At 72.8% G+C, this 22,696-nt stretch carries 21 protein-coding genes; 12 read left to right on the top strand and 9 right to left on the bottom strand.

Features of this window, described 5'->3' with window-relative positions:
- Nucleotides 1-49: 49 nt before the first annotated feature.
- A complete protein-coding gene (locus I3F58_RS14625; RefSeq protein ID WP_240108958.1) occupies nt 50-979 on the bottom strand; it encodes a Ppx/GppA phosphatase family protein in 930 nt (309 codons plus the stop codon).
- A gap of 50 nt (nt 980-1,029) precedes the next feature.
- On the opposite strand from I3F58_RS14625, the gene I3F58_RS14620 reads away from it, so the two are divergent.
- Nucleotides 1,030-1,848, top strand: a complete 819-nt coding sequence (locus I3F58_RS14620; RefSeq protein ID WP_240108957.1) for a hypothetical protein — start codon at nt 1,030-1,032, stop codon at nt 1,846-1,848.
- Nucleotides 1,849-1,885: 37 nt separating this feature from the next.
- Here I3F58_RS14620 and I3F58_RS14615 read toward each other — a convergent pair whose 3' ends face one another.
- On the bottom strand, nt 1,886-3,736 hold the full coding sequence (locus tag I3F58_RS14615; RefSeq protein WP_240108954.1) for a hypothetical protein: 1,851 nt from the start codon (nt 3,734-3,736) through the stop codon (nt 1,886-1,888).
- Nucleotides 3,737-3,932: 196 nt separating this feature from the next.
- Here I3F58_RS14615 and radA point away from each other — a divergent pair, with 196 nt between their 5' ends.
- From radA to I3F58_RS14600, 3 genes are all read left to right on the top strand, one after another.
- Complete coding sequence (gene radA, locus I3F58_RS14610) at nt 3,933-5,324, top strand: DNA repair protein RadA (RefSeq protein WP_240108952.1); 1,392 nt, start codon at nt 3,933-3,935, stop codon at nt 5,322-5,324.
- A 195-nt stretch (nt 5,325-5,519) separates the two neighbouring features.
- Entirely contained in the window at nt 5,520-6,644 is a 1,125-nt protein-coding gene (gene disA, locus I3F58_RS14605; protein ID WP_240108950.1) for a DNA integrity scanning diadenylate cyclase DisA, read from the top strand.
- Nucleotides 6,645-6,796: 152 nt separating this feature from the next.
- Nucleotides 6,797-6,952 (top strand): hypothetical protein, encoded by a 156-nt coding sequence (locus I3F58_RS14600; RefSeq protein WP_240108948.1) that lies wholly within the window; start codon nt 6,797-6,799, stop codon nt 6,950-6,952.
- 434 nt (nt 6,953-7,386) lie between these two features.
- Here the strand turns inward: I3F58_RS14600 and I3F58_RS14595 are convergent, their stop codons facing one another.
- Nucleotides 7,387-7,704: a hypothetical protein gene (locus I3F58_RS14595; protein WP_240108947.1), complete on the bottom strand. Its 318-nt coding sequence runs from the start codon at nt 7,702-7,704 to the stop codon at nt 7,387-7,389.
- Nucleotides 7,705-7,925: 221 nt separating this feature from the next.
- Nucleotides 7,926-8,294, bottom strand: a complete 369-nt coding sequence (locus I3F58_RS14590; RefSeq protein ID WP_240108945.1) for a hypothetical protein — start codon at nt 8,292-8,294, stop codon at nt 7,926-7,928.
- Between the two features lie 152 nt (nt 8,295-8,446).
- Between I3F58_RS14590 and I3F58_RS14585 the strand changes: the two genes are divergently transcribed.
- Complete coding sequence (locus I3F58_RS14585; protein ID WP_240108943.1) at nt 8,447-8,713, top strand: GntR family transcriptional regulator; 267 nt, start codon at nt 8,447-8,449, stop codon at nt 8,711-8,713.
- 541 nt (nt 8,714-9,254) lie between these two features.
- On the opposite strand, the gene I3F58_RS14580 is transcribed toward I3F58_RS14585, so the two are convergent.
- Nucleotides 9,255-10,100, bottom strand: coding sequence for a hypothetical protein (locus tag I3F58_RS14580; protein WP_240108941.1), 846 nt, complete (start codon nt 10,098-10,100; stop codon nt 9,255-9,257).
- Between the two features lie 166 nt (nt 10,101-10,266).
- On the opposite strand from I3F58_RS14580, the gene I3F58_RS14575 reads away from it, so the two are divergent.
- The 6 genes from I3F58_RS14575 to cseC all read left to right on the top strand — a co-directional run bounded on the left by I3F58_RS14575 (nt 10,267) and on the right by cseC (nt 16,723).
- Complete coding sequence (locus I3F58_RS14575; protein WP_240108939.1) at nt 10,267-11,325, top strand: phosphatase PAP2 family protein; 1,059 nt, start codon at nt 10,267-10,269, stop codon at nt 11,323-11,325.
- 43 nt (nt 11,326-11,368) lie between these two features.
- The gene (locus tag I3F58_RS14570; protein WP_275678519.1) at nt 11,369-12,313 is read left to right on the top strand and encodes an A/G-specific adenine glycosylase; all 945 of its coding nucleotides are present in this window, start codon (nt 11,369-11,371) and stop codon (nt 12,311-12,313) included.
- Nucleotides 12,314-12,541: 228 nt separating this feature from the next.
- The gene (locus I3F58_RS29805) at nt 12,542-13,333 is read left to right on the top strand and encodes a SigE family RNA polymerase sigma factor (RefSeq protein ID WP_374207972.1); all 792 of its coding nucleotides are present in this window, start codon (nt 12,542-12,544) and stop codon (nt 13,331-13,333) included.
- A 449-nt stretch (nt 13,334-13,782) separates the two neighbouring features.
- Entirely contained in the window at nt 13,783-14,430 is a 648-nt protein-coding gene (locus I3F58_RS14560) for a hypothetical protein (protein WP_240108937.1), read from the top strand.
- Between the two features lie 19 nt (nt 14,431-14,449).
- Nucleotides 14,450-15,154 (top strand): two-component system response regulator CseB, encoded by a 705-nt coding sequence (gene cseB / locus I3F58_RS14555; RefSeq protein ID WP_240108935.1) that lies wholly within the window; start codon nt 14,450-14,452, stop codon nt 15,152-15,154.
- Nucleotides 15,155-15,388: 234 nt separating this feature from the next.
- Nucleotides 15,389-16,723, top strand: coding sequence for a two-component system sensor histidine kinase CseC (gene cseC / locus I3F58_RS14550; protein WP_240108933.1), 1,335 nt, complete (start codon nt 15,389-15,391; stop codon nt 16,721-16,723).
- A 19-nt stretch (nt 16,724-16,742) separates the two neighbouring features.
- On the opposite strand, the gene I3F58_RS14545 is transcribed toward cseC, so the two are convergent.
- Together I3F58_RS14545 and I3F58_RS14540 are read right to left on the bottom strand one after the other, a co-directional pair.
- Nucleotides 16,743-17,444: a M23 family metallopeptidase gene (locus I3F58_RS14545; protein WP_240108931.1), complete on the bottom strand. Its 702-nt coding sequence runs from the start codon at nt 17,442-17,444 to the stop codon at nt 16,743-16,745.
- Between the two features lie 552 nt (nt 17,445-17,996).
- Nucleotides 17,997-20,522, bottom strand: a complete 2,526-nt coding sequence (locus tag I3F58_RS14540; RefSeq protein ID WP_240108929.1) for an ATP-dependent Clp protease ATP-binding subunit — start codon at nt 20,520-20,522, stop codon at nt 17,997-17,999.
- 430 nt (nt 20,523-20,952) lie between these two features.
- Between I3F58_RS14540 and I3F58_RS14535 the strand changes: the two genes are divergently transcribed.
- Nucleotides 20,953-21,633 carry an SCO3374 family protein gene (locus I3F58_RS14535; protein WP_240108926.1) on the top strand — a complete coding sequence of 227 codons (681 nt, stop codon included), beginning with the start codon at nt 20,953-20,955 and terminating at the stop codon, nt 21,631-21,633.
- Here the strand turns inward: I3F58_RS14535 and I3F58_RS14530 are convergent.
- Together I3F58_RS14530 and I3F58_RS14525 are read right to left on the bottom strand one after the other, a co-directional pair.
- A complete protein-coding gene (locus I3F58_RS14530; RefSeq protein WP_240108924.1) occupies nt 21,612-21,947 on the bottom strand; it encodes an Lsr2 family protein in 336 nt (111 codons plus the stop codon). The two genes, I3F58_RS14535 and I3F58_RS14530, sit on opposite strands and share 22 nt — an antisense overlap.
- Nucleotides 21,948-22,091: 144 nt before the next feature.
- The gene (locus tag I3F58_RS14525) at nt 22,092-22,685 is read right to left on the bottom strand and encodes an amino-acid N-acetyltransferase (protein WP_240108923.1); all 594 of its coding nucleotides are present in this window, start codon (nt 22,683-22,685) and stop codon (nt 22,092-22,094) included.
- Nucleotides 22,686-22,696: the final 11 nt, after the last annotated feature.

Raw genomic sequence — 22,696 nt, 5'->3', positions numbered from 1 at the left:
ATCGGTTCAGCCGGATCTGCCACGAGGGACAGCGTACGGTTTGGCCCCGTCACTCGGGCAGGTGGTCCAGCCGTCGCAGGATGACGCCCTCCCGCAGCGCCCACGGGCAGATCTCCAGCTCGTCCACCCCGAACAGGTCCATCGCCCCCTCCGCGACCAGCGCCCCGGCCAGGAGCTGACCGGCCCGGCCCACCGACACGCCGGGCAGTGCGCGGCGCTGCTCCGCCGTCATGGACGCCAGCTTCGGCACCCATCCCTCAAGTGACGCACGACTCAGCACCCGCTCGACGTACAGCCCCTCACCCGACCCGGGCGCCCCGGCGATCCGGGCGAGCTGCTTGAAGGTCTTGGACGTGGCCACCACGTGGTCGGGCTTCCCGAACCGCGCGAACTCCCCGACCGTCCGCGCTATGGCCGCCCGCACATGGCGGCGCAGCGCCTTCACGTCGGCCGGGTCCGGCGGGTCGCCCGGCAGCCAGCCGGCGGTGAGCCGCCCCGCGCCGAGCGGCAGGGACACCGCCGCGTCGGGCTCCTCGTCGATGCCGTACGCGACCTCCAGTGAGCCGCCTCCGATGTCCAGGAGCAGCAGCCTGCCGGCCGACCAGCCGAACCAGCGGCGCGCGGCGAGGAAGGTGAGCCGGGCCTCCTCCTCACCGGAGAGGACCTGGAGGTCGATGCCGGTCTCCTCCCTGACCCGCTGGAGCACGGCGTCGGCGTTGGAGGCGTCGCGGATCGCGGAGGTCGCGAACGGCAGGACGTCCTCGCAGCCCTTCTCCTCGGCGGTGTGCAGGGCGTCCCCGATGATCGTGACGAGCCGCTCCACGCCGTCGTCGCTGACGGCGCCGTGCGCGTCGAGGAGTTCGGCCAGGCGCAGCTCCGCCTTGTGCGAGTGGGCGGGCAGCGGGCGGGCGCCCGGGTGCGCGTCCATGACCAGCAGGTGCACCGTGTTCGAACCGACGTCGAGGACTCCGAGTCTCATGCCCCGAACGCTACTGCCCCTGGCCGAGACGCTGCGCCTACGCTGGGGGTGTGCCAAAGACGAAAGACGCCAAGCCGGGCAAAGCCGGTTCCGGCAAGAGTGCCAAGAAGCAGCGTGTGCCCGACGAGAAGGGGCTGGACTTCCCGCGCGCGTGGGTGGAGTTTCCCGACCCGGCCGACGAGGACCAGGTCTTCCGCTGCGACCTGACCTGGCTGACCTCCCGCTGGAGCTGCGTCTTCGGCAGCGGCTGCCAGGGCATCCAGGCGGGCCGGGCGGACGACGGCTGCTGCACGCTGGGCGCTCACTTCTCCGACGAGGACGACGAGAAGCGGGTCGCCTCACACGTGGCGAGGCTCACGCCGGAGCTGTGGCAGTTCCACGACGTCGGTACGGAGACGGGCTGGGTGCAGCTCGACGAGGACGGCGACCGGCAGACCCGCCGCTGGCAGGGTTCGTGCATCTTCCAGAACCGGCCCGGCTTCGAGGGCGGCTCCGGGTGCGCGCTGCACATCCTGGCGCTGCGGGAGGGCCGGGAGCCGCTGGAGACGAAACCCGACGTGTGCTGGCAGCTTCCGGTGCGCCGGACGTACGACTGGATCGAACGGCCTGATGACACGAAGGTCCTCCAGGTGTCCATCGGCGAGTACGACCGCCGGGGCTGGGGCGCGGGCGGACACGACCTGCACTGGTGGTGCACCTCGGCCACGTCGGCACACGGCGCCGGGGAGCCGGTGTACGTGACGTACCGCCCGGAGCTGAAGGAACTGATGGGCAAGGCGGCGTACGACGTACTCGTGGAGCTGTGCGAGGCGCGGCTGGCCTCGCAGCTGCCGCTGGTGGCCCCGCATCCGGCGGACCCGGTGGCCTGAGGCACCGGGTCCGCTCCAGGGCGTCGGGCAGAACGTCTCAGTCGTCCTCCGGCGACGGCGAGCCCCCGCTTCCGGGGTCCTCGCCGTGGTCGCCGGACGCCGGGGGCGACGAGGCGGGCGGAGGACCGCCGGCCGGCGGGGGTGCGCTGGTGGCGGGCGGCTCGGTGGCGGGCGGCGGCGTCGGATCCGTACTCGGCTCCGGGTCCGGGTCCGGGTCCGGGGCGGGGCTCGGGTCGGAGGGCTTCGAGGACGGCGGCGGGGACGACGCCGGAGGCCGGGTCGGACGGTCGTCGCCCTGGCCCGGCGGGCCGGACGGGGCCGAGGGCCTCGGGTCCGGCTTCGCGGTCCGGCCCGGCGGGCGCTGTGCGGACGGCCGCTTGGGGCCCTGGCCCTCGATGCTGACGACCGCGCCCGAGGGGTTCACCCCGACCCGCGCGCTCCAGGCGCCGCGCGGCTGCCCGGCCTGGTTCACGGAGACGTACACCTTCTCGGTCTGCCCGGGTTCCAGCGTGCCGGACGCCTTGCTCGCGTACAGCCAGGGCGCGTCGCTCCACAGGGACCAGTGGACGGGAGCGCCGCCGGACGCGCTGAGCGTGAGCATCGTGGTGTCCCCGTACGGCTGGGCGGCGAGGGTGACGCGGCCGGGGCCGGTGGCGGCCGTGGCGGCGCCGGGACTGATCACCTCCACGGTCACGTCCGGTGCCTGGCTGGGGGTGCGGAAACGGGGGTTCTCGCCGCCCGGCTGGGCGTTGCCCGCGTTCTCGTACGTACGGCGGCCGGGGCGGCCCGCCGCCAGGGCGCCGTTCTCGTCGGCGGCGCTGACCGACGGGTCGTCGGTGCCGTGCGCGGTGGTCGCCTGGTCGCTCCGGTAGGCCGCCCACAGGGCGAGGACCGGCGCGGCGATGACGGTCGCGACGACCGTGGTGGTCACCGCCCGCGCCCGCATCCGGTCGCGGCGGGCCGCGTGGTCCTTCGGGTCCAGCGGGAAGCCGTCCCGCCCGAAGCGGGGACCGCCGGTCCGCGCGCGCGGCGTGTGCGCCATCGCCGTGTACGCCTCCGAACGCGGCGCCTCCACCAGCGGCAGCGTGTCCGGGGTGACCGTGGCCCCCGGCCAGGGCCCGGCGGCCTCGGCGCGCTCCGCGATCCGGCGGCACAGGGGGCAGTCGTCGACGTGCCGGACCAGCTCGCGGCGCAGCGCCGCCGACAGCAGCATCCGGCGATCGCCCGCGAGGCGGGCCACCGCCGGGCAGGAGCCGGTGTCGACGACCGCGAGCGCGGCGCGGGTGCGTTCCACCTCGCAGGCGGCGGCGGACAGCAGCTCGCGGGCGGCCTGCGGGGCCATGCCGAGCACGGCGGCCACCTCGGGGGCGCCCAGCTGGTGGCGTACTGCCAGCTCCAGGGCCTCGCGCTGCTCGGGAGTGGTGCCGGCGGCCTCCGGCCAGGCGAGCCGGGCCAGCTCCCGGCGGTGCTCGTCGCTCCCCTCGGGAGACGAGCCGTCGCCGCCCTGGTGGGGCTGCCGGGTGGTGCGCTGCGTGGCGGCGGCCTGGCGGACCGCGTGCGCGCCCTGCCGTCGCCGCCGCTGCTCCGCCAGCTCCCGTAGACAGGCCCAGCGCGCGAGGGCGTACAGCCACGCCCTGCGCCCGGAGTCGTCGGCGGGGCAGCGGTGGTTCTGGCGCTCCGCGACGGCGAGCGTGTCCCCGAGGACGGCGGTCGCCTTACCGTGGTCGCAGAGCACGGACAGGCAGTAGGTGAACAGGCCGTCGAGATAGGGCTCGTACCGGGCCGGCGGGCTCTGCGCGAGCGTCCGGTCCCCGCTCCGGGGCGCACGGCGCTGTGCCCGGTGTGCGCCGGTGGTGTGCGTAGGGGGTTCCAGCCTGCTGCTCGTCACCCGGCGACCGTAGGGGTCCGAAGGCACACTCTTCGCGCCCCTCCTTCAGTTTTAAGCCTTACGGGTGAACGTGTCCCTCGAAAGAGCGCCGCCGTTCTTGGTTTCGAGCGGTGATCGCGGATATAGGGGTCACCCCGGGCGGGCCGCCCGGCCGCCGGGGCGGACGGTGTCAGTGGTCACCGCTACGGTGTGGCGCATGGCTGCCCGTACGAAGTCGACCAAGGAAAGGCCGTCGTTCCGCTGCACCGAGTGCGGCTGGACGACGGTGAAGTGGCTCGGCCGCTGCCCCGAGTGCCAGGCGTGGGGCACGGTCCAGGAGTACGGCGCGCCCGCGGTCCGGACCACGGCGGCGGGCCGGGTGTCGGCGGCGGCGGTGCCGATCGCACAGGTGGACGGCAGGCAGGCCACGGCCCGCACGACCGGCGTCGACGAACTGGACCGGGTGCTGGGCGGCGGCCTCGTACCGGGCGCGGTGGTGCTGCTGGCGGGCGAGCCCGGGGTCGGCAAGTCGACGCTGCTGCTGGACGTGGCGGCGAAGGCGGCGGGCGAGGCGCACCCGACGCTCTATGTGACCGGTGAGGAGTCCGCGAGCCAGGTACGGCTCCGGGCGGACCGGATCGGCGCGCTGCACGATCATCTCTATCTGGCCGCCGAGACGGACCTGTCGGCGGTGCTGGGCCACCTGGACGCGGTGAAGCCGTCCCTGCTGATCCTGGACTCCGTGCAGACGGTCGCGTCGCCGGAGATCGACGGGGCGCCGGGCGGTATGGCACAGGTGCGGGAGGTGGCGGGCGCGCTGATCCGGGCGTCCAAGGAGCGGGGCATGGCGACGCTGCTGGTGGGCCATGTCACGAAGGACGGCGCGATCGCGGGGCCGCGGCTGCTGGAGCACCTGGTGGACGTGGTGCTGCACTTCGAGGGCGACCGGCATGCCCGGCTGCGGCTGGTGCGGGGCGTGAAGAACCGGTACGGGGCGACGGACGAGGTCGGCTGCTTCGAGCTGCACGACGAGGGGATCACGGGCCTGGCCGACCCGAGCGGACTGTTCCTGACCCGGCGCGACGAGCCCGTGCCGGGCACGTGTCTGACGGTGACGCTGGAGGGGCGTCGGCCCCTGGTGGCGGAGGTGCAGGCGCTGACGGTCGACTCGCAGATCCCCTCGCCGCGCCGCACGACGTCCGGCCTGGAGACGTCCCGCGTCTCGATGATGCTGGCGGTCCTGGAACAGCGGGGGCGGATCAGCGCGCTCGGGAAGCGGGACATCTACAGTGCGACGGTGGGCGGCGTGAAGCTCTCGGAGCCCGCGGCCGATCTGGCGGTCGCGCTGGCTCTCGCCTCGGCCGCGTCCGACACGCCCCTGCCGAAGAACCTGGTCGCGATCGGGGAGGTGGGGCTGGCGGGTGAGGTCCGGCGCGTGACGGGGGTGCAGCGGCGGCTGGCCGAGGCGCATCGGCTGGGCTTCACGCACGCTCTGGTCCCGTCGGACCCGGGGCGGGTCCCTGCGGGGATGCGGGTGCAGGAGGTCGCGGACGTGGGCGAGGCACTGCGGGTGCTGCCGCGGTCGCGCCGGGCGGCGCGGGAGGGCTGATCCAGCCAGCGGGGCCCCGCTGGCCGAAGGGCCCGGGGGCGTCCGGGGACGGGCGGCGAAGCCGCGACGACGGGGGGCCCGGGGGCGGGGCCCGGGTGCGCGAAGCCGCGGCGCTCCCGACTGCCCGCAGCGGGGAAGGGTGGGTCGCTAGACTTTGCCCTGGTCTCGCCCATCCGTACGAGCCGGAGGAGTGCAGTGGCAGCCAACGACCGGGCATCAACGCCCGGAAAGTCCGGCGGAGGCTCCGGCAACGAAGCGCTGATGCGCGCGTCCCTGAGCGCGGTCGCCCCCGGCACCGCGCTGCGTGACGGCCTGGAGCGCGTCCTCCGTGGCAACACGGGCGGTCTCATCGTCGTCGGCATGGACAAGACGGTCGAGTCGATGTGCACCGGCGGCTTCGTGCTGGACGTGGAGTTCACCGCGACCCGCCTGCGCGAGCTGTGCAAGCTCGACGGCGCGCTCATCGTCGACAAGGACATCACCAAGATCCTCCGCGCCGGCGTCCAGCTGGTGCCCGACGCGTCGATCCGGACCGAGGAGACCGGCACCCGGCACCGCACCGCCGACCGGGTGTCCAAGAGCTGCGGGTTCCCCGTGATCTCCGTGTCGCAGTCGATGCGGCTGATCGCCCTGTACGTGGACGGTGAACGCCGCGTCCTGGAGGAGTCCGCCGCCATCCTGTCGCGCGCCAACCAGGCGCTCGCGACGCTGGAGCGGTACAAGCTCCGGCTGGACGAGGTGGCCGGCACGCTGTCCGCGCTGGAGATCGAGGACCTGGTCACCGTCCGGGACGTGTCAGCGGTCGCGCAGCGGCTGGAGATGGTCCGCCGGATCGCGACCGAGATCGCCGAGTACGTCGTCGAGCTCGGTACCGACGGCCGCCTCCTCGCGCTCCAGCTCGACGAGCTGATCGCGGGGGTCGAGCCCGAGCGGGAGCTGGTCGTCCGGGACTACGTGCCCGAGCCGACCGCGAAGCGGTCCCGCACGGTCGCCGAGGCGCTCACCGAACTGGACGGACTGTCGCACCCCGAACTGCTGGACCTGGCGACCGTCGCGCGGGCGCTCGGCTACAGCGGTTCGCCCGAGACCCTCGACTCGGCGGTGTCGCCTCGCGGCTACCGGCTGCTGGCCAAGGTGCCGCGGCTGCCGGGGGCGATCATCGAGCGGCTCGTGGAGCACTTCGGCGGTCTGCAGAAGCTGCTCGCCGCGAGCGTGGACGACCTCCAGGCCGTCGACGGGGTCGGTGAACTGCGGGCGCGGAGCGTGCGCGAGGGGCTGTCGCGGCTGGCGGAGTCGTCCATCCTGGAGCGGTACGTCTGAGTGCCTGACTGAGAACCAGCAACCGTGCAGGGGTGTGCGGCCCAGAGCTGAGGTGCGGCAGGCAGTGAGGTCGTGGTCGGTTCCAGGTCTTTCTCTCTCTTACGGTCCGGACGGAGTTCAGTGGGACGACACGGCGCGCGGCACGGTCGCGTTTGCTGATCGTGTACGAGGCCGCGATCCTCGCGGGTGAGGCGTCCGCGTGGCAGGTGCAGGAAGCCCGGCACGCGGGTGCGGCACTGGGACTCACCCCCCGTGCCATGGCCCAGCTCGGGCGGTGCATCGTCGACGAGACAGGGGCAGGGTCGTGACGACGCGACGCCGAGCGGCGCGCGGTGCGTGCCCGGCGGGGAAGGGCCGACGAGTAGAGCGGGCAGAGCAACGGCCCCCGGGAGCGATTCCCGGGGGCCGTTGGGTGCCTCCCGTGCCCGGCCGAAGGGGGCCATGGACGCCGGGCGCGGGAGGCTGTCAGGGGCCGCCCGCCCCGCCCGCCTGGGGGAAGGGAAGCGGGGCGGACGGCCGGTCTACACGGTGATCACCTGCCGCCGCACGGAACGTCCTCGGTGACAGGCGCACGTGCACCGGATCGAGATGACCGGCGGGCCGACGACCGGTCGCCCGCGCGGCGTCACGTACACGTCCAGCGGAGGCGTGCAGTAACCGCACTCACCCATCACGCACGCCCCGGACTTCCCGGTACGGTCCATCTCCGCCCACGCCTCCACCCGCGTCGGGCGGCGCCCGCTCACCGGTCGCCGTCCCGGGGGCGTCGGTGCCACCCGTTGAGCAGGTCGAGCGCGTCGGGCACAGGCGGGAAGTGCGACGCGCAGTCAGGGCACGCGTACACGTTGAACCCGGGCCCGCTGTTCTGGTGCACCTCAGAGACGACAACCGGCGCGTCCGTGATCCGGTGGCACTCCACGCACATACGGACCGGGCGCCGCCGCGCCGGGCGCCGCTCACCGGTCGGCGCGGCCTGTCCGGTCTCGACCGGGGCCGCCCACGTCTGCCCGAGCGTGTCCCGGTGCCCGCCCTCGTGCCCGGCGGGGAGGACACACGGCAAGCGGTGACGACCGGGACCGGGCCTCTCCCACCCGGACCGCCGCGCCCCGCACGGGACCGGGGCCGCCCACGTCTGCGCGAACGCGTCCCGGTGCTCACCCTCATGCCCGGCGGGCAGGATGCACGGCAGGCGGTGACGACCGGGCCCCGGCCGCTCCCACCCCGGGCGCCGCACCCCGCACGGCTCCGTCCCCAGCGGCTCCACCCGCTTCAGATGCGCGCTCACCGGGACACCCCGTGCAGGACGCGCCGGTCAAGGTCGATACCGAAGTCCGCCGCCATCACGAGCGCCAGGCACCGCCGCCGCTGACGCGCCCGCTCCTGCCGCTCCTCGTGAGCGACCAGGTACGGCCGGACCAGGACGAGCGTGTCGCCGTCGAACGTCCCGCGCAGCCCGTACGGGGGCCGGGGACGCGCGGTCCAGCCCCACCCCGGGCCGAACTGCGCAACCCGCCCGTACGAGGTACGGGGGCTCTGGGGCTGTGCGGTGGGAGCCGCCGTGGTCGGGCGGGCACCCGCCCGCCGCCGGCCGGAACCGGGCGCGAACACCAGCCGGAGCCATTCAGCGATCCGGCAGATAGGGTCTGTCATGTCGACCTGCTCCATTCAGGTTGGCCACGCCCCCGGACGGCTCCACCCGTCGCGGGGGTCTCTGCTAGGTCCACCATGCCACACCCTGACACAGCGCGATATGGCGTACGACCGATCGCCAGATCAGAACATGGCTACCTACGCTGCGCTACATGGAGCTAGCCGACAATCGCCCCAGGTGGCGACAGGTGCACGAGATCATCAGCGCCCGAATCAAGGACGGGACCTACCCGCCCGGAACACGGGTGCCGAGCGTCGTGCAGCTCCAAGGGGAGTTCAACATCGCCAACGTCACCGCACAGAAGGTGCATCGGCAGTTGCGCGCGGACGGCTTCGTGTACACCGAGCCTGGAATGGGTTCCTTCGTCGTCGACCAGCCACCCGCCGACGGTCCCGAGGGTGGCGAGTCCGCCGACTGACGCGCGGCCCGCCGACCGGGCCCCAAGCACCTCAACGCCCCGCCACATCAGGCGGGGCGTTCGCGTTCCCGGGGCGCGCAATCCGTCGCTGACCTGCGCAGACGGCCCCGAGCGTCAAAGGGCGGGCCTACGCGCATGTGACACCACGAGCGCCTGCCCGCTCACCACGAAGCCATGGCCAAGTGGTCAATGATCATCCTCATGACCCGCCGTCTCGCCCGAGATGCAGCTCACCCGCACACCTCCCTGTGACCGGTTCGCAGTCAGACACCGAGGTGTGCCGGGGCCTTCCCGGCTGTACCCGGTGGCGGACGCGCGGCGGGCCCCCGGGAACAGGGGCTTCACCCCCGACCCCTTCGACCGCTCCGCCGATCTCCGCTCCCGAGGGGCACCCCCCGGGACGGCTCTCGGCCCCCGGGCGGGCCGAGGATGCCGACCCGCCGGGCTCGGTCCCTCCGGCGCTTGAGCTGCCGGAGGGGCGGCGGGTGCGACACCCCGGTCCGGGGGAGCACGGGGCGGGGAACGCCCCCTGCGGGCCGCCTCAGTCCTTCGCCAGCGTGATCGACGCCCGCTGGATCTTCTGGCCCGGGGCGGTCAGCTCCGCCAGGTACGTGCCGGGTTCGGCGGACCGCTTGGACGGGGTGTCGCACCTGTCGGCGTCACTGGGGCGCCGGTCCCACTCGACGGTCTGGGTGACGGTGCCGCCCGCCGGGACCGACACCCACAGGGCGCCGGTGCCGTCGGGGCAGTCCTTCGAGGACCAGATCTCCTCGTCGGAGTCGTCACTGATCGTCAACACCGCCGCGGCCGGGCCGAGATCGGTCTTGCAGGTGGTGGCCGAGCTGTTGCCGGCGACGATCCGGAACTCGGGCTTCTCCTCGGGCTCGTACGACACCTTCGTGCTCTCCAGTGTCAACCGGAGAGCACCGGCCGCGCAGTCGGGGAGCGAAGAGTCCGCGGGAACCCGGTGCCCGGCGGCCGTACCGGAGCCCGGTCCCGCACCGGAGCCCGAGGCTCCCGCGCCCGAAGTGGTGGACCCCGCACCGGAGTCGGCGCCCGAGCCGTCCGAGCCGGAGCCGGTGCCGCCGTCACCGGGGCCCGCGCTCCCGCCCGTGCCGCCGTCGCCGCCGTCCGCGCCCCCGTTGCCGCTCGCGTTGCCCGGGCCGCTGCTGATGGCGGGGCCGGACGGTTTGGGCCCTGGGGTGATGGACGGTGCGGGCGAGGAGGCGCTCGCGCCGCCGCTGCCCTTCTGCGGATCGCCGTCACCCGAACTGACGAACCAGACGATCAGTGCCATGAGCAGCAGGATCAGCCCCGCAGCGATGGCCCTCCGTCGCCAGTAGATGGAGGAGGGGAGCGGCCCGACCGGATTGCGCAGAGATCCCACGCGGAAACTCTACGAGAGATCCGCCCCAACTCCCGCCCCACCCGCCGCCCCTGCGCCAACTTCTGCCGATCATCACATCTGTTCCGGCCGACGGCCCCGGGCGGCTGACGGGGAGGTGGGCGGCGGGTGAACCGCGAGTTACGGGGGCCATGTACCGTCCGTGGTCATGAGTGAGGACCTGTACCGCGCCATCACCGACTTCGCGCACGGCACGCCCCCGTGGGTGCACACCTTCACCGAGATCGGCACGGACGCCGGGCTGTTCCTGTTCGTCGCGCTGGGTGTCGTCGTGTGGTGGCGGGCCCGCCCGGCCGGGGCGCGGACGATGGCGCTCGCCGCGCTGGTCCCGGTGGCGACGGCCTTCGGATATGTCGTGAGCGAGGTGCTGAAGACGTTCGTGCAGGAGGAGCGGCCGTGCCGGGCCGTGGTGGGCGCCGCCGCCTCGATCGCGGAGTGCCCGGTGTACGGGGACTGGTCCTTCCCCAGCAATCACTCGGCCATCGCGGGCGCGTTCGCCATGGCGCTGGCGCTGGCCTGGCGGCGGATCGCGTGGCTGACGATGCCTCTGGCGGTGGTGATGGCGTTCTCTCGGGTGTTCGTGGGCGTGCACTACCCGCACGACGTGGCGGCCGGCCTGGTCGTGGGTGCGCTGTCGGTGGCGCTGTTCGTACGGCTGCTGACGGGGCCGACGGCGAAGCTGGTGGAGGCGATGCGGACGAGCGGCTCGGGCGCGGCGAACTGGCTCGCGGGGGCGGGTGAGGCCGAGCGCGCGGCGACCGGCCGGAGGCCGGAGCGGGACGAGCGGCAGGCCACGGCCCCTCAGGCCCCCCGCGCGGGCTATGCCCCGGCCGCCCCGGAACCGGAGTACAGCCACCACCAGGACTGGCAGGCCGCGGCTCCGGCCGAGCCCCGGTACGGACAGCACGAGCAGTACGGCCGGCACGGGTACGGCCAGCACCAGCAGTACGGGCACTACGGGCAGCCCGATCAGTACGGGCACTACGGGCAGCCCGATCAGTACGGGCACTACGGGCAGCCCGCCGTCCGGGCCCCGCAGGCCGACCCGGCCCCGTACACGGTCCAGGACCCGTACGACGCCCCGCACAGCCCCCATGACGACCCGTACGCGGGCCAGGGAGGCGGGACGCAGCAGTGGCAGGAGCCCGGCCGGTCCCCTCAGGACGACTGGGGACACCACGGGGAGCCGTACCGGCACGGGGGCTGAGCGCGCCGGTTTCGTCGGCGGAACGTGTCAGGATCGGACTGCGATGACTGCGACCGAGACTCCTTCCGCGCCCGACAGCCCCGTCTCCCCCGCGCCCGCCGACACGGGGCCCGACGGGGAACTGCTCCACTCCCCCGTCCTCGCCTGGTTCGAGGCGCACGCCCGCGATCTGCCCTGGCGCCGCCCGGACGCCGGGGCCTGGGGTGTGATGGTCAGCGAGTTCATGCTCCAGCAGACCCCCGTCAGCCGGGTCCGGCCCGTGTACGAGCAGTGGCTCGCGCGCTGGCCCCGGCCCGCCGCCCTGGCAGCCGAGGCGCCCGGTGAGGCGGTCCGTGCGTGGGGGCGGCTCGGCTACCCGCGCCGGGCACTGCGCCTGCACGGCGCGGCCGTCGCGATAACGGAGCGGCACGGCGGCGACGTGCCGAAGGAGCACGCACAGCTGCTGGCGCTGCCCGGGATCGGGGAGTACACGGCCGCGGCGGTGGCGTCGTTCGCGTACGGGCAGCGGCACCCCGTGCTGGACACGAACGTGCGGCGGGTGTTCGCGCGGGCGGTGACCGGGGTGCAGTACCCGCCGAACGCGACCACCGCCGCCGAGCGGCGTCTCGCCCGTGCCCTGCTGCCGGACGACGAGGCGGCAGCGGCGCGCTGGGCGGCGGCGTCCATGGAGCTGGGCGCTCTGGTGTGCACGGCCAGGAACGAGGACTGCGGGCGCTGCCCGATCGCCCGGGAATGCGCCTGGCGGCTGGCCGGGAAGCCCGCGCACGACGGCCCGCCCCGGCGCGGCCAGAGCTACGCGGGAACCGACCGCCAGGTGCGGGGGCGGCTGCTGGCCGTGCTGCGGGACGCGGCCGGGCCCGTGCCGCAGGCAGCGCTGGACGTGGTGTGGGACGAACCGGTGCAGCGTGCGCGGGCCCTGGACGGGCTGGTGGCGGACGGGCTGGTGGAACCGCTGGCAGACGGGCTGTACCAGCTGCCGGGGAGCTGACCCGCACGGTTTGTGCACGGGTCCGGACAGGCTCGTTACACAACCGATGGGTAGCCGTGCGTCCGCCGAGGGGTGGTGCGGACAGCCCCGTGACAACACCTCCGTAGTTTCTCGTGGTGTCAGCGAGCAGGGCCTCACGAAGCCTGGCTCAAGGGGACTGACACCAGAGAAGCGAAGGCCTGCTGACCGGCAGGTACACGGGGTCACGGGGAACGGAGGCGGTTCGGGATGTCGCACGACGAGGCGCTCGGATTCGAGGAGTACGTACGCGCTCGGCACGACGCCCTGCTGCGCAGCGCCCGGCGGCTGGTGCCGGACCCTGTGGACGCGCAGGACCTGCTGCAGACGGCGCTGGCGCGGACGTACGGGCGCTGGGACGGCATCGCCGACAAGAACCTCGCGGACGCGTACCTGCGGCGAGTCATGATCAACACCCGTACCGAGTGGTGGCGGGCCCGCAAGCTGGAGGAGGTGCCCACCGAGCAGCTGCCGGACGCGTCCGTCGACGACGCGACCGAGCAGCACGCGGACCGGGCGCTGCTGATGGACGTACTGAAGGTGCTGGCACCGAAGCAGCGCAGCGTCGTCGTGCTGCGGCACTGGGAGCAGATGAGCACCGAGGAGACGGCGGCGGCACTCGGCATGTCGACCGGTACGGTGAAGAGCACGCTGCACCGGGCGCTGGCCCGTCTGCGCCACGAGCTGGAGAGCCGGAGCATCGACTCGTACGCGGCGCACTCGGCGCTGGTGGCGAAGGCGAAGGAGCGGTCGCGGGACGAGGAACGGTCACAGAACCGTGCCCAGCCCCGCGTTCCGGCCCAGGCCCGGCCCCGCGTTCCGGCCCAGGCCCAGCCCCGCGTTCCGGCCCAGGCCCGGCCCCGCGTTCCGGCCCAGGGCGCACCGGAGCGCGCGGGCCGCCCGATGGGCACGGTGCGGGCGCTGCCCGTGTCCCGCGCGGTGCGTGGGGAGCGTACGAACGGACGTCGTTACGGACGGGAGCAGGAGCGGTGCGCGGCCTGAACGGCAGACGCGAGAACGGCGACGGCCTCGACGAGGGCCCCGGCCCTCAGGGCCCGGGGCCCTCGGGCGCGGCGGCCGACGGTTCCGCACCGGGGTGCGACGGCACGCGTCCGGGAGGCCACGGCTCCGGCTGCGGGGCCGCTCCCGCGGGCATGCGTGGCCTCGCCGCGGGTGCGCGCAGCGGCGGGGCACCCGGATCCGTCGGCGGGCAGGGCGGATCCTCCCTGCCCGCCGACGGCCGCACCGGCGGCACGGACCCGGACACGCCCCGCCCGGCCACCGTCTTGGGCGCCGTGCCCGGCGGAGCCGGACTCCCTCGCCTCGGGGGGCGCGTGCCGACGGCGGGCTTCGCCCGGTCTCGCGGCTCGCGCGGCGCGGCTGAGCCGCACGGCTCGGAGCCGTTCAGCCCGGGAGCCGGCGGTCCGCGGAGCGCACCGGCGCGGCGACGGATGTGGACGGTGGGGTCCGGCGCGATGGCGGCCGGGCTCGCCGCCCTCGGACTGCTCGCGACCGCCGCATGCTCCACCGGCGGCACCGGCGCCCGTGACGCGGGCCCCGCCCCGACCGACCAGGGCGCCCCCGGCATGGCCGCCCCGGTCCCCGCCGCGTCCGCCTCCCCGACGCTGAAGCGGGTCGACGCGGTACGGCTCATCAAGGACGACCCGAAGGTCAGCGACCGCGTCAAGGCCGACCTGAAGCCGTGCGCCGCCGATGTCTACCCGGTCGACACCTCATACGGGAACCTCACCGACACCGGCGCGCCCGATGTCGTCGTGAACGTCCTGACCTGCGGCGACGCCGTCGGGATTGGAACGTACGTGTACCGCCCGAGCGAGGATGGCGAGCGCGGCTACGAGAACGTCTTCACGCTGGAGGAGCCCGCCGTCTACTCGACGATCGACCGCGGCGACCTGATCGTCACCAAGCAGCGGTACGAGCGGGACGACCCTGTCGCCTATCCCTCCGGGGAGGATGTGATCACCTTCAGGTGGACGAGCGACAGGTTCACCCAGCACGACCTCGTGCAGACCGAGTACAACAAGGCGGTCGGCGGCGACCTCGGCGGTCCCGTGCCGACCGCCCCGGACGGGAACTGACGGCGGGAGAGAACACGGCATGGCGGAGACTCATGTGCTGTTCGTCGAGGACGACGACGTCATCCGGGAGGCCACCCAGCTCGCCCTGGAGCGGGACGGCTTCACGGTGACGGCGATGCCGGACGGGCTGTCCGGGCTGGAGTCGTTCCGGGCGGACCGGCCGGACATCGCGCTGCTGGACGTGATGCTGCCCGGCATGGACGGGGTGAGCCTGTGCCGCCGGATCCGCGACGAGTCGACCGTGCCGGTGATCATGCTGTCGGCGCGGGCCGACTCGATCGACGTGGTGCTGGGCCTGGAGGCGGGCGCGGACGACTACGTCACGAAGCCGTTCGACGGTGCCGTGCTGGTCGCCCGGATCCGGGCGGTGCTGCGCCGCTTCGGGCACGCCGGCGGCCCGGAGAACCCGGACCCGGCAGGGCGCGGGCAGGCCGAGCGCGGGCTGCTGGTCTTCGGCGACCTGGAGGTCGACACGGAGGGCATGGAGGTCCGCAGAGCGGGAGCCCCGGTGGCGGTGACGCCGACGGAGATGCGGCTGCTGCTGGAGTTCTCTTCCGCGCCGGGCACGGTGCTGTCGCGGGACAAGCTGCTGGAGCGGGTCTGGGACTACGGCTGGGGCGGCGACACCCGGGTCGTGGACGTCCATGTGCAGCGGCTGCGTGCCAAGATCGGCCAGGACCGCGTCGAAACGGTCCGCGGCTTCGGCTACAAGCTCAAGCCCTGACACGCGTACGCGCCGTGCGGGCCGGGGCGCACCGCGCGGGCGGCCTCTGCGGACACCGCAGTCCAGGCCGGCCCTCTGCCGTGCCCCCGGGCCGCGCGGGCCGGGTCGGTGCTCCCTCCGCCGCCCCGCCGTCCGCGACAGGACCCTTGTCACATCGCCCCTGCCGCATCCCCCGGGGCCGCCGCCCCGGCCCGGCAGCGCGCCACCCCGCCGCCCACGACAGGACCCCACCCCATGAAGCAGCCCGCCCTCCGCACCGGTGTGCGATGGAAGATCGCCATCGCCATCGCGGCCGTGGGCGCCCTGGTCGCGGTCACGCTCAGTCTGATCGTCCACAACGCCGCACGCGTCTCCATGCTGGACAGTGCCCGTGACGTGCAGCTGGAGCGGCTCAAGCTGGCCCAGCGCTGGTACGAGCTGTCCAAGCCCAAGGACCAGAAGCCCAAGTGGGGCGCGAAGCTCAACGACTCCGGCCTGCCGCCCGAGCTGCACAGGCTGATGCAGGAGCGGCGGTACGCGACGTACGTGCAGCCCAAGGCAGGCCGCGAGGCGCCGGAGATCTGGGCGGCGGTGCCGCTGGGCAACGGCGAGGTGCTGTCGCTCCACAACCCGTACCCCGACCGCAGCGCGACGATCATGAAGCGGCTCGACGAGGCGCTGACCGTCGGCTCGGTCTCCGTCGTCTTCGGCGGCTCCGCGCTCGGGGTGCTGATCGGCGCCCGGCTCTCCCGCCGTCTGCGCAAGGCGGCCACCGCCGCCGGGAAGGTCGCGCAGGGCAACACCGACGTCCGGGTCAGGGAGGCCATCGGCGGAGTCGTACGGGACGAGACGGACGAGCTGGCCCGGGCCATCGACGCGCTGACGGACGCGTTGAACGAACGGATCGAGGCGGAACGCCGGGTCACCGCCGATATCGCGCACGAACTGCGCACCCCGGTGACGGGGCTGCTCACGGCCGCCGAACTGCTGCCGCCCGGCCGCCCGACCGAGCTGGTACGGGACAGGGCGCGGGCGATGCGGACCCTGGTGGAGGACGTCCTGGAGGTGGCGCGGCTGGACAGCGCGTCCGAACGGGCCGAGCTTCAGGAGATCGCCCTGGGCGAGTTCGTCAGCCGCCGGGTGACGGTGCTGAATCCGGACGCCGAGGTGCGGGTGGTGCACGAGTCGTGGGTGAACACCGACCCGCGGCGCCTGGAACGGATCCTCGGCAACCTTCTGACCAACGCCGCGAAGTACGGACGGGGCCCCGTCGAGGTGACGGTGGAGGGGCGGGTCCTGCGGGTCCGCGACCACGGCCCCGGGTTCCCGGAGGCGCTGTTGCGCGAGGGGCCGAGCCGCTTCCGTACCGGTGCCAGCGACCGGGCGGGCGCCGGCCACGGGCTGGGGCTGACGATCGCGGCGGGTCAGGCCCGGGTACTGGGCGCCCGGCTCACCTTCCGCAACGCGGCGCCGGAGGGCCGGGCCGCGGAAGAGGAGGCCGGGGGCGCCATCGCGGTCCTGTGGCTTCCCGAACACGCCCCGACGAACACGGGAAGCTTCCCGGTCCTGACGTTCCCCGGCAAGGGGTGACCCCAGGAGGCCGACCGGGTCAGATCAGCACGCCCTCGGTGCGCAGGAACGCCGCCGGGTTCACCGAGGAGCCGTAGTTCGGGGTCGTACGGATCTCGAAGTGCAGGTGCGGGCCGGAGGAGTTGCCGGTGTTGCCGGAGAGGGCGATGACCTGGCCGGTCTTGACCTTCGCGCCCGGCTTCACGTTGATCTTGGACAGGTGGGCGTACTGCGAGTACGTGCCGTTGGCGTGCTTGACGACGATCGCGTTGCCGTACGCGGGACCGTCACCGCCCCCGTTGGGGCCGGCCTTCACGACGGTGCCGCCGTGCACGGCCTTGACGGGCGTGCCGACCGGGACGGCGAAGTCCTGGCCCGAGTGCTTGTTCGTCCACATGGCGCCGCCCTGGTTGTAACCGGCGGTCAGCTTGTAGCCGGTGACGGGCTTGACCCAGTCGACGGCCTTGGCGGCGGCGGCCTTCTTCGCGGCGGCGGCCTTGGCAGCCGCGGCCTTCACGGCGGCGGCCTTCGCGGCGGCGGCGGACTGCGCCTCCGCGGCCTTCGCGATGGTCTCGGCCTGCGCGGCGACGGCGGCCGAGGTGGACACGGTGAGCGGGGCGACCCGCGCCTCGGCCGCGGCGGCGGCCGTGGCACCGGCTCCGACCACCGTCGCGGCCCCGATGCCGGCGGCGGCGAGGGCGACGACGGTGGTACGGGCGGAATGCTTGGCACGCAGCGACATACGGGGGAAACCTCCGGGTTCCGGACAACAAGGGACCCGGCGCGAGCGACGTTCACGCTCATTGCGCCGGGCGTCTGGTCATCCTTGGTACCGGCTTCACCCTCTCCGCCTCAAACACCCCCGTCTACGACATGATGTCGTAGTTCGCCCGATGTGACGCGGCCGCTTGACGACGGGGGCCGAGCCCCACACCTCCACTTATATGCACCCAAAAGGGGCTAGCACCCACACCCTCCAAGGCGCCCGCCTCCCGCCACCCGCACAACCTGCGGCGGCATCCCCGCTACCGCGCCGGACCACCCGGGGAACCTGCCGCATCCGGCACTCCCGGCCCGGTGATCTCACTATTCTCCCTAGTACGTCCGAAATGCCCTGTGCGGCTTGTCACGCAACCCCTGTCCGCCGCTTCGCGTCCGGGTGGCCCAGGTCACCGTGCGGGGAGCCGGGGAAGGGCCCCGGGCCCGGACATGAAAGTGCCCCCTCGGACCGGATATCCGGTCCGAGGGGGCACCCCACGGTCACGGGCTCACGCCCGGCGCGGCACCGTCGCGGCTACGCGTCCTTGGACAGGTTGGGGCCCGCCCCGCCGGCCGCCTCGATCGGCGGCACGTCCGGGAGCGCGGACTTCTCCTCGCCTCGGAAGGTGAACTTCTTCTCCTCACCCTCGCCCTCGGTGTCCACGACCACGATGTGGCCGGGACGCAGCTCACCGAAGAGGATCTTCTCGGAGAGCACATCCTCGATCTCGCGCTGGATGGTCCGGCGCAGCGGTCGGGCGCCGAGCACCGGGTCGTAACCGCGCTTGGCCAGCAGGATCTTCGCGTCCTGGCTCAGCTCGATGCCCATGTCGCGGTCCTTGAGCCGCTCGTCCACCTTGGCGATCATCAGGTCGACGATCTGGATGATGTCTTCCTGGCTGAGCTGGTGGAACACCACGGTGTCGTCGACGCGGTTCAGGAACTCGGGGCGGAAGTGCTGCTTCAGCTCCTCGTTGACCTTGGCCTTCATCCGCTCGTACCCGGTCTTCACGTCGCCCTGGGCGGCGAAGCCCAGGTTGAAGCCCTTGGAGATGTCCCGGGTCCCGAGGTTGGTCGTCATGATGATGACCGTGTTCTTGAAGTCCACGACCCGGCCCTGGGAGTCGGTCAGGCGACCGTCCTCCAGGATCTGGAGCAGGGAGTTGAAGATGTCGGGGTGGGCCTTCTCGACCTCGTCGAAGAGGACGACGGAGAACGGCTTGCGGCGGACCTTCTCGGTGAGCTGGCCGCCCTCCTCGTAGCCCACGTATCCGGGCGGGGAGCCGAAGAGCCGCGAGACGGTGTGCTTCTCGCTGAACTCCGACATGTCGAGGGAGATCATCGCGTCCTCGTCACCGAAGAGGAACTCCGCGAGCGTCTTGGACAGCTCGGTCTTACCGACGCCGGACGGGCCGGCGAAGATGAACGAGCCACCGGGACGCTTCGGGTCCTTCAGACCGGCGCGGGTACGGCGGATGGCCTGCGACAGGGCCTTGATGGCGTCTTCCTGGCCGATGACGCGCTTGTGGAGCTCGTCCTCCATGCGCAGCAGCCGGGAGGACTCCTCCTCCGTCAGCTTGAACACCGGGATGCCGGTGGCGGTCGCGAGGACCTCGGCGATCAGCTCGCCGTCGACCTCCGCGACGACGTCCATGTCGCCGGCCTTCCACTCCTTCTCCCGCTTGGCCTTCGCCGCGAGGAGCTGCTTCTCCTTGTCGCGGAGCGAGGCGGCCTTCTCGAAGTCCTGCGCGTCGATCGCGGACTCCTTGTCGCGGCGGACACCGGCGATCTTCTCGTCGAACTCGCGGAGGTCCGGCGGCGCGGTCATCCGGCGGATACGCATCCGGGAACCGGCCTCGTCGATCAGGTCGATCGCCTTGTCCGGCAGGAAGCGGTCCGAGATGTACCGGTCGGCCAGGGTGGCCGCCTGCACGAGGGCCTCGTCGGTGATGGACACCCGGTGGTGGGCCTCGTACCGGTCGCGCAGACCCTTGAGGATCTCGATGGTGTGCGGCAGCGACGGCTCCGCGACCTGGATGGGCTGGAAGCGGCGCTCCAGGGCCGCGTCCTTCTCCAGGTACTTGCGGTACTCGTCGAGCGTCGTGGCGCCGATGGTCTGGAGCTCGCCGCGGGCGAGCATCGGCTTCAGGATGGACGCCGCGTCGATGGCGCCCTCGGCGGCACCCGCACCCACGAGGGTGTGCAGCTCGTCGATGAACAGGATGATGTCGCCGCGGGTGCGGATCTCCTTGAGCACCTTCTTGAGGCGCTCCTCGAAGTCACCGCGGTACCGGGAACCGGCGACGAGCGCGCCCAGGTCCAGGGTGTAGAGGTGCTTGTCCTTGAGGGTCTCGGGCACCTCGCCCTTGACGATGGCCTGCGCCAGGCCCTCGACGACCGCCGTCTTGCCGACGCCGGGCTCACCGATGAGGACCGGGTTGTTCTTGGTACGGCGGGACAGCACCTGCATGACCCGCTCGATCTCCTTCTCGCGCCCGATGACCGGGTCGAGCTTGGACTCACGGGCGGCCTGGGTGAGGTTCCGGCCGAACTGGTCGAGGACCAGGGACGTCGAGGGCGTGCCCTCGGCGGGACCGCCGGCGGTGGCGGTCTCCTTGCCCGTGGAGTAACCGGAGAGCAGCTGGATCACCTGCTGCCGCACCCGGTTGAGGTCGGCACCCAGCTTCACCAGGACCTGGGCGGCGACGCCCTCGCCCTCGCGGATCAGTCCGAGCAGGATGTGCTCGGTGCCGATGTAGTTGTGGCCGAGCTGAAGGGCCTCCCGGAGCGACAGCTCCAGCACCTTCTTGGCACGGGGTGTGAAGGGGATGTGACCGGAGGGGGCCTGCTGGCCCTGGCCGATGATCTCCTCCACCTGCTGGCGGACCGCCTCGAGCGAAATCCCGAGGCTCTCCAGGGCCTTAGCGGCGACACCCTCACCCTCGTGGATCAGGCCCAGGAGGATGTGCTCGGTGCCGATGTAGTTGTGGTTGAGCATCCGGGCTTCTTCCTGAGCCAGGACGACAACCCGCCGCGCGCGGTCGGTGAACCTCTCGAACATCGTTAATCGCTCCTCAGAGCGGTCAGGCAGTAAGGGGTCGGTCCCCTCCCTGTCCTTCCGCAGCTTAGTCCCGCAAGCGGGGACCGCTCATTCCAACTGCCGACACCCTCGATGGCCTCCTGACCCCGAACGCCGACAACTGCTCCAACCCGATGGTGCGAGACGATGTTCCCGCAGGCCAGGCAGATACCCGGACCCGCAGTACGCCGATGGCGAACGTCCAGACGTTCACACCAGCGTGTCGCCCCTCCCCACTAGGAATGTCTTACCCGTAAGCGGTGACAGTCCATGCCGCACACCCCCGTCGCCTCAGCTACGGGCGAACATCCTTGCGCTGCCGGATGCCTCCGCACCCCTCCGAACTGCTCACATCCAGCGACGACTTGTCCACTGTGCGTAACCCTCGGGGCGTTCGGGGAGTTCCCGGAGCATGGCCTTCACCGTCCCAGCCCCCCGCCCGGCTCCCGACGGAGCGGTACGCACGCACGTCCGCGACGTCGCCCGGTGGTACGAGTACCGGTTGGGCTGGGCCACCGCCGACGACGGCCCGGCTGCGGGACCGGCGCCGTACCCGGCCTCGGCACAGCTCGCGACCGGGCTGCGGTTCGACGTCCTGGACCTGCCGGCCCCGGCAGGTCTGGCGACGCTGCGCCGCCTGCCCGGCGGACAGGGCCCGGTCGCCCTCTCGGGCTGCCACGGGCGGCTGTGGCTGCTCGTGGCCGCGGGCAGCGCCGAGGAGCTGCCCGGGCTGCTCGACTGGCTCGAGTGGAACGGCGTCGGACTCGACCTGGCCGTCCGGGGTGCGGACCGCCGGATTCCCGCGCCTACTCCCCCAGGATGGGACGGACCCGGCGTGCCCGGCGCCGCCGTATGGCTGCGGGCACCCGTACCGGGGCGCGAGGTGGAGCCGACGCTCCCGGGGATGCCTGCGCTCCCGGGCCCGTCGTCGCCAGGGCCCCCAGGACACCCGGCGCGCACGGGGTACGGCTCCGAGGGTCCGGGGCTGGTGCGGCTGGTCGCCGTGGCGGCGGCGGAGTGCCACCGGCACCGGCTGCTGGCCGCGCGCCACCCGCGTCAGGGGGCGACCGCTCAGCGGTTGGCGTTCTCGTAGGCCTGCTTGATCTCCGCCGGGACGCGACCGCGGTCGTTCACGTTGTAGCCGTTCTCCTTGGCCCAGGCGCGGATCTTCGCCGTGTCCGGACTGCCGACCGAGACGGCGCGGCCCTTGCCGCGGCCGCCGGCGGAACGGCCACCGGTGCGCCGGCCGCTCTTGGTGTACGGCTCCAGCAGACCGCGCAGCTTGTCCGCGTTGGCGGTGGTGAGGTCGATCTCGTAGGTCTTGCCGTCCAGAGCGAACGTCACCGTCTCGTCCGCCTCGCCGCCGTCGAGGTCGTCGACAAGAAGGACCTGAACCTTCTGCGCCACCGGATTTCCTTTCATCGAAAATGCAGTACGCGGAAAGGAAACCGCTTTTCCCCGGAAAACACAAACCCCTGGGGAGGGTTGAGATGCCCGACGCCCTGGGAAACATACGCGATTCGGACATAGGGATCGGGGCGTGCGGTCGGGTCACAGATGCAGAAGCATCCGGCTGTTACCCAGGGTGTTCGGCTTCACTCGTTCGAGACCCAGGAACTCCGCGACACCCTCGTCATAGGAACGGAGCAGCTCGGCGTACACATCTCCGGCTACCGGCGTCTCCCCGATCTCGACGAAGCCGTGCTTGGCGAAGAAGTCCACTTCGAAGGTCAGGCAGAAAACCCGGCGCACCCCGAGCCAGCGGGCAGTGTGCAGCAACTTGTCCAGCACCTGATGCCCGACGCCGGCGCCCTTGAAGTCCGGGTCTACGGCGAGGGTGCGCACTTCCGCGAGATCCTCCCACATCACGTGGAGGGCTCCGCAACCGACGACCGTGGCGTCCTCGTCCCGTTCCGCGACCCAGAACTCCTGGATGTCCTCGTAAAGGGTGACGGTCGCTTTGTCGAGGAGGATGCCGTGGGAGACGTACGGATCGACGAGACGCCGCACTGCCGGTACGTCACCGGTGCGCGCGCGGCGGACGGTGACCGTTTTCGTGCCGTTCGCGGCAGGGGCGGCGGAAGGGGAGGCCGGTCCGGGGGACGTCGGGTCGGACGGCGTCGGCTCTGATGACGTGGGCGGCATGGCTGGGAACG

It is taken from the genome of Streptomyces sp. MUM 203J (assembly GCF_022414595.1).
Classification (GTDB): domain Bacteria; phylum Actinomycetota; class Actinomycetes; order Streptomycetales; family Streptomycetaceae; genus Streptomyces.
Note: the sequence above shows the minus strand (reverse complement) of the source record. Positions and strands in the feature narration are given on the sequence as shown.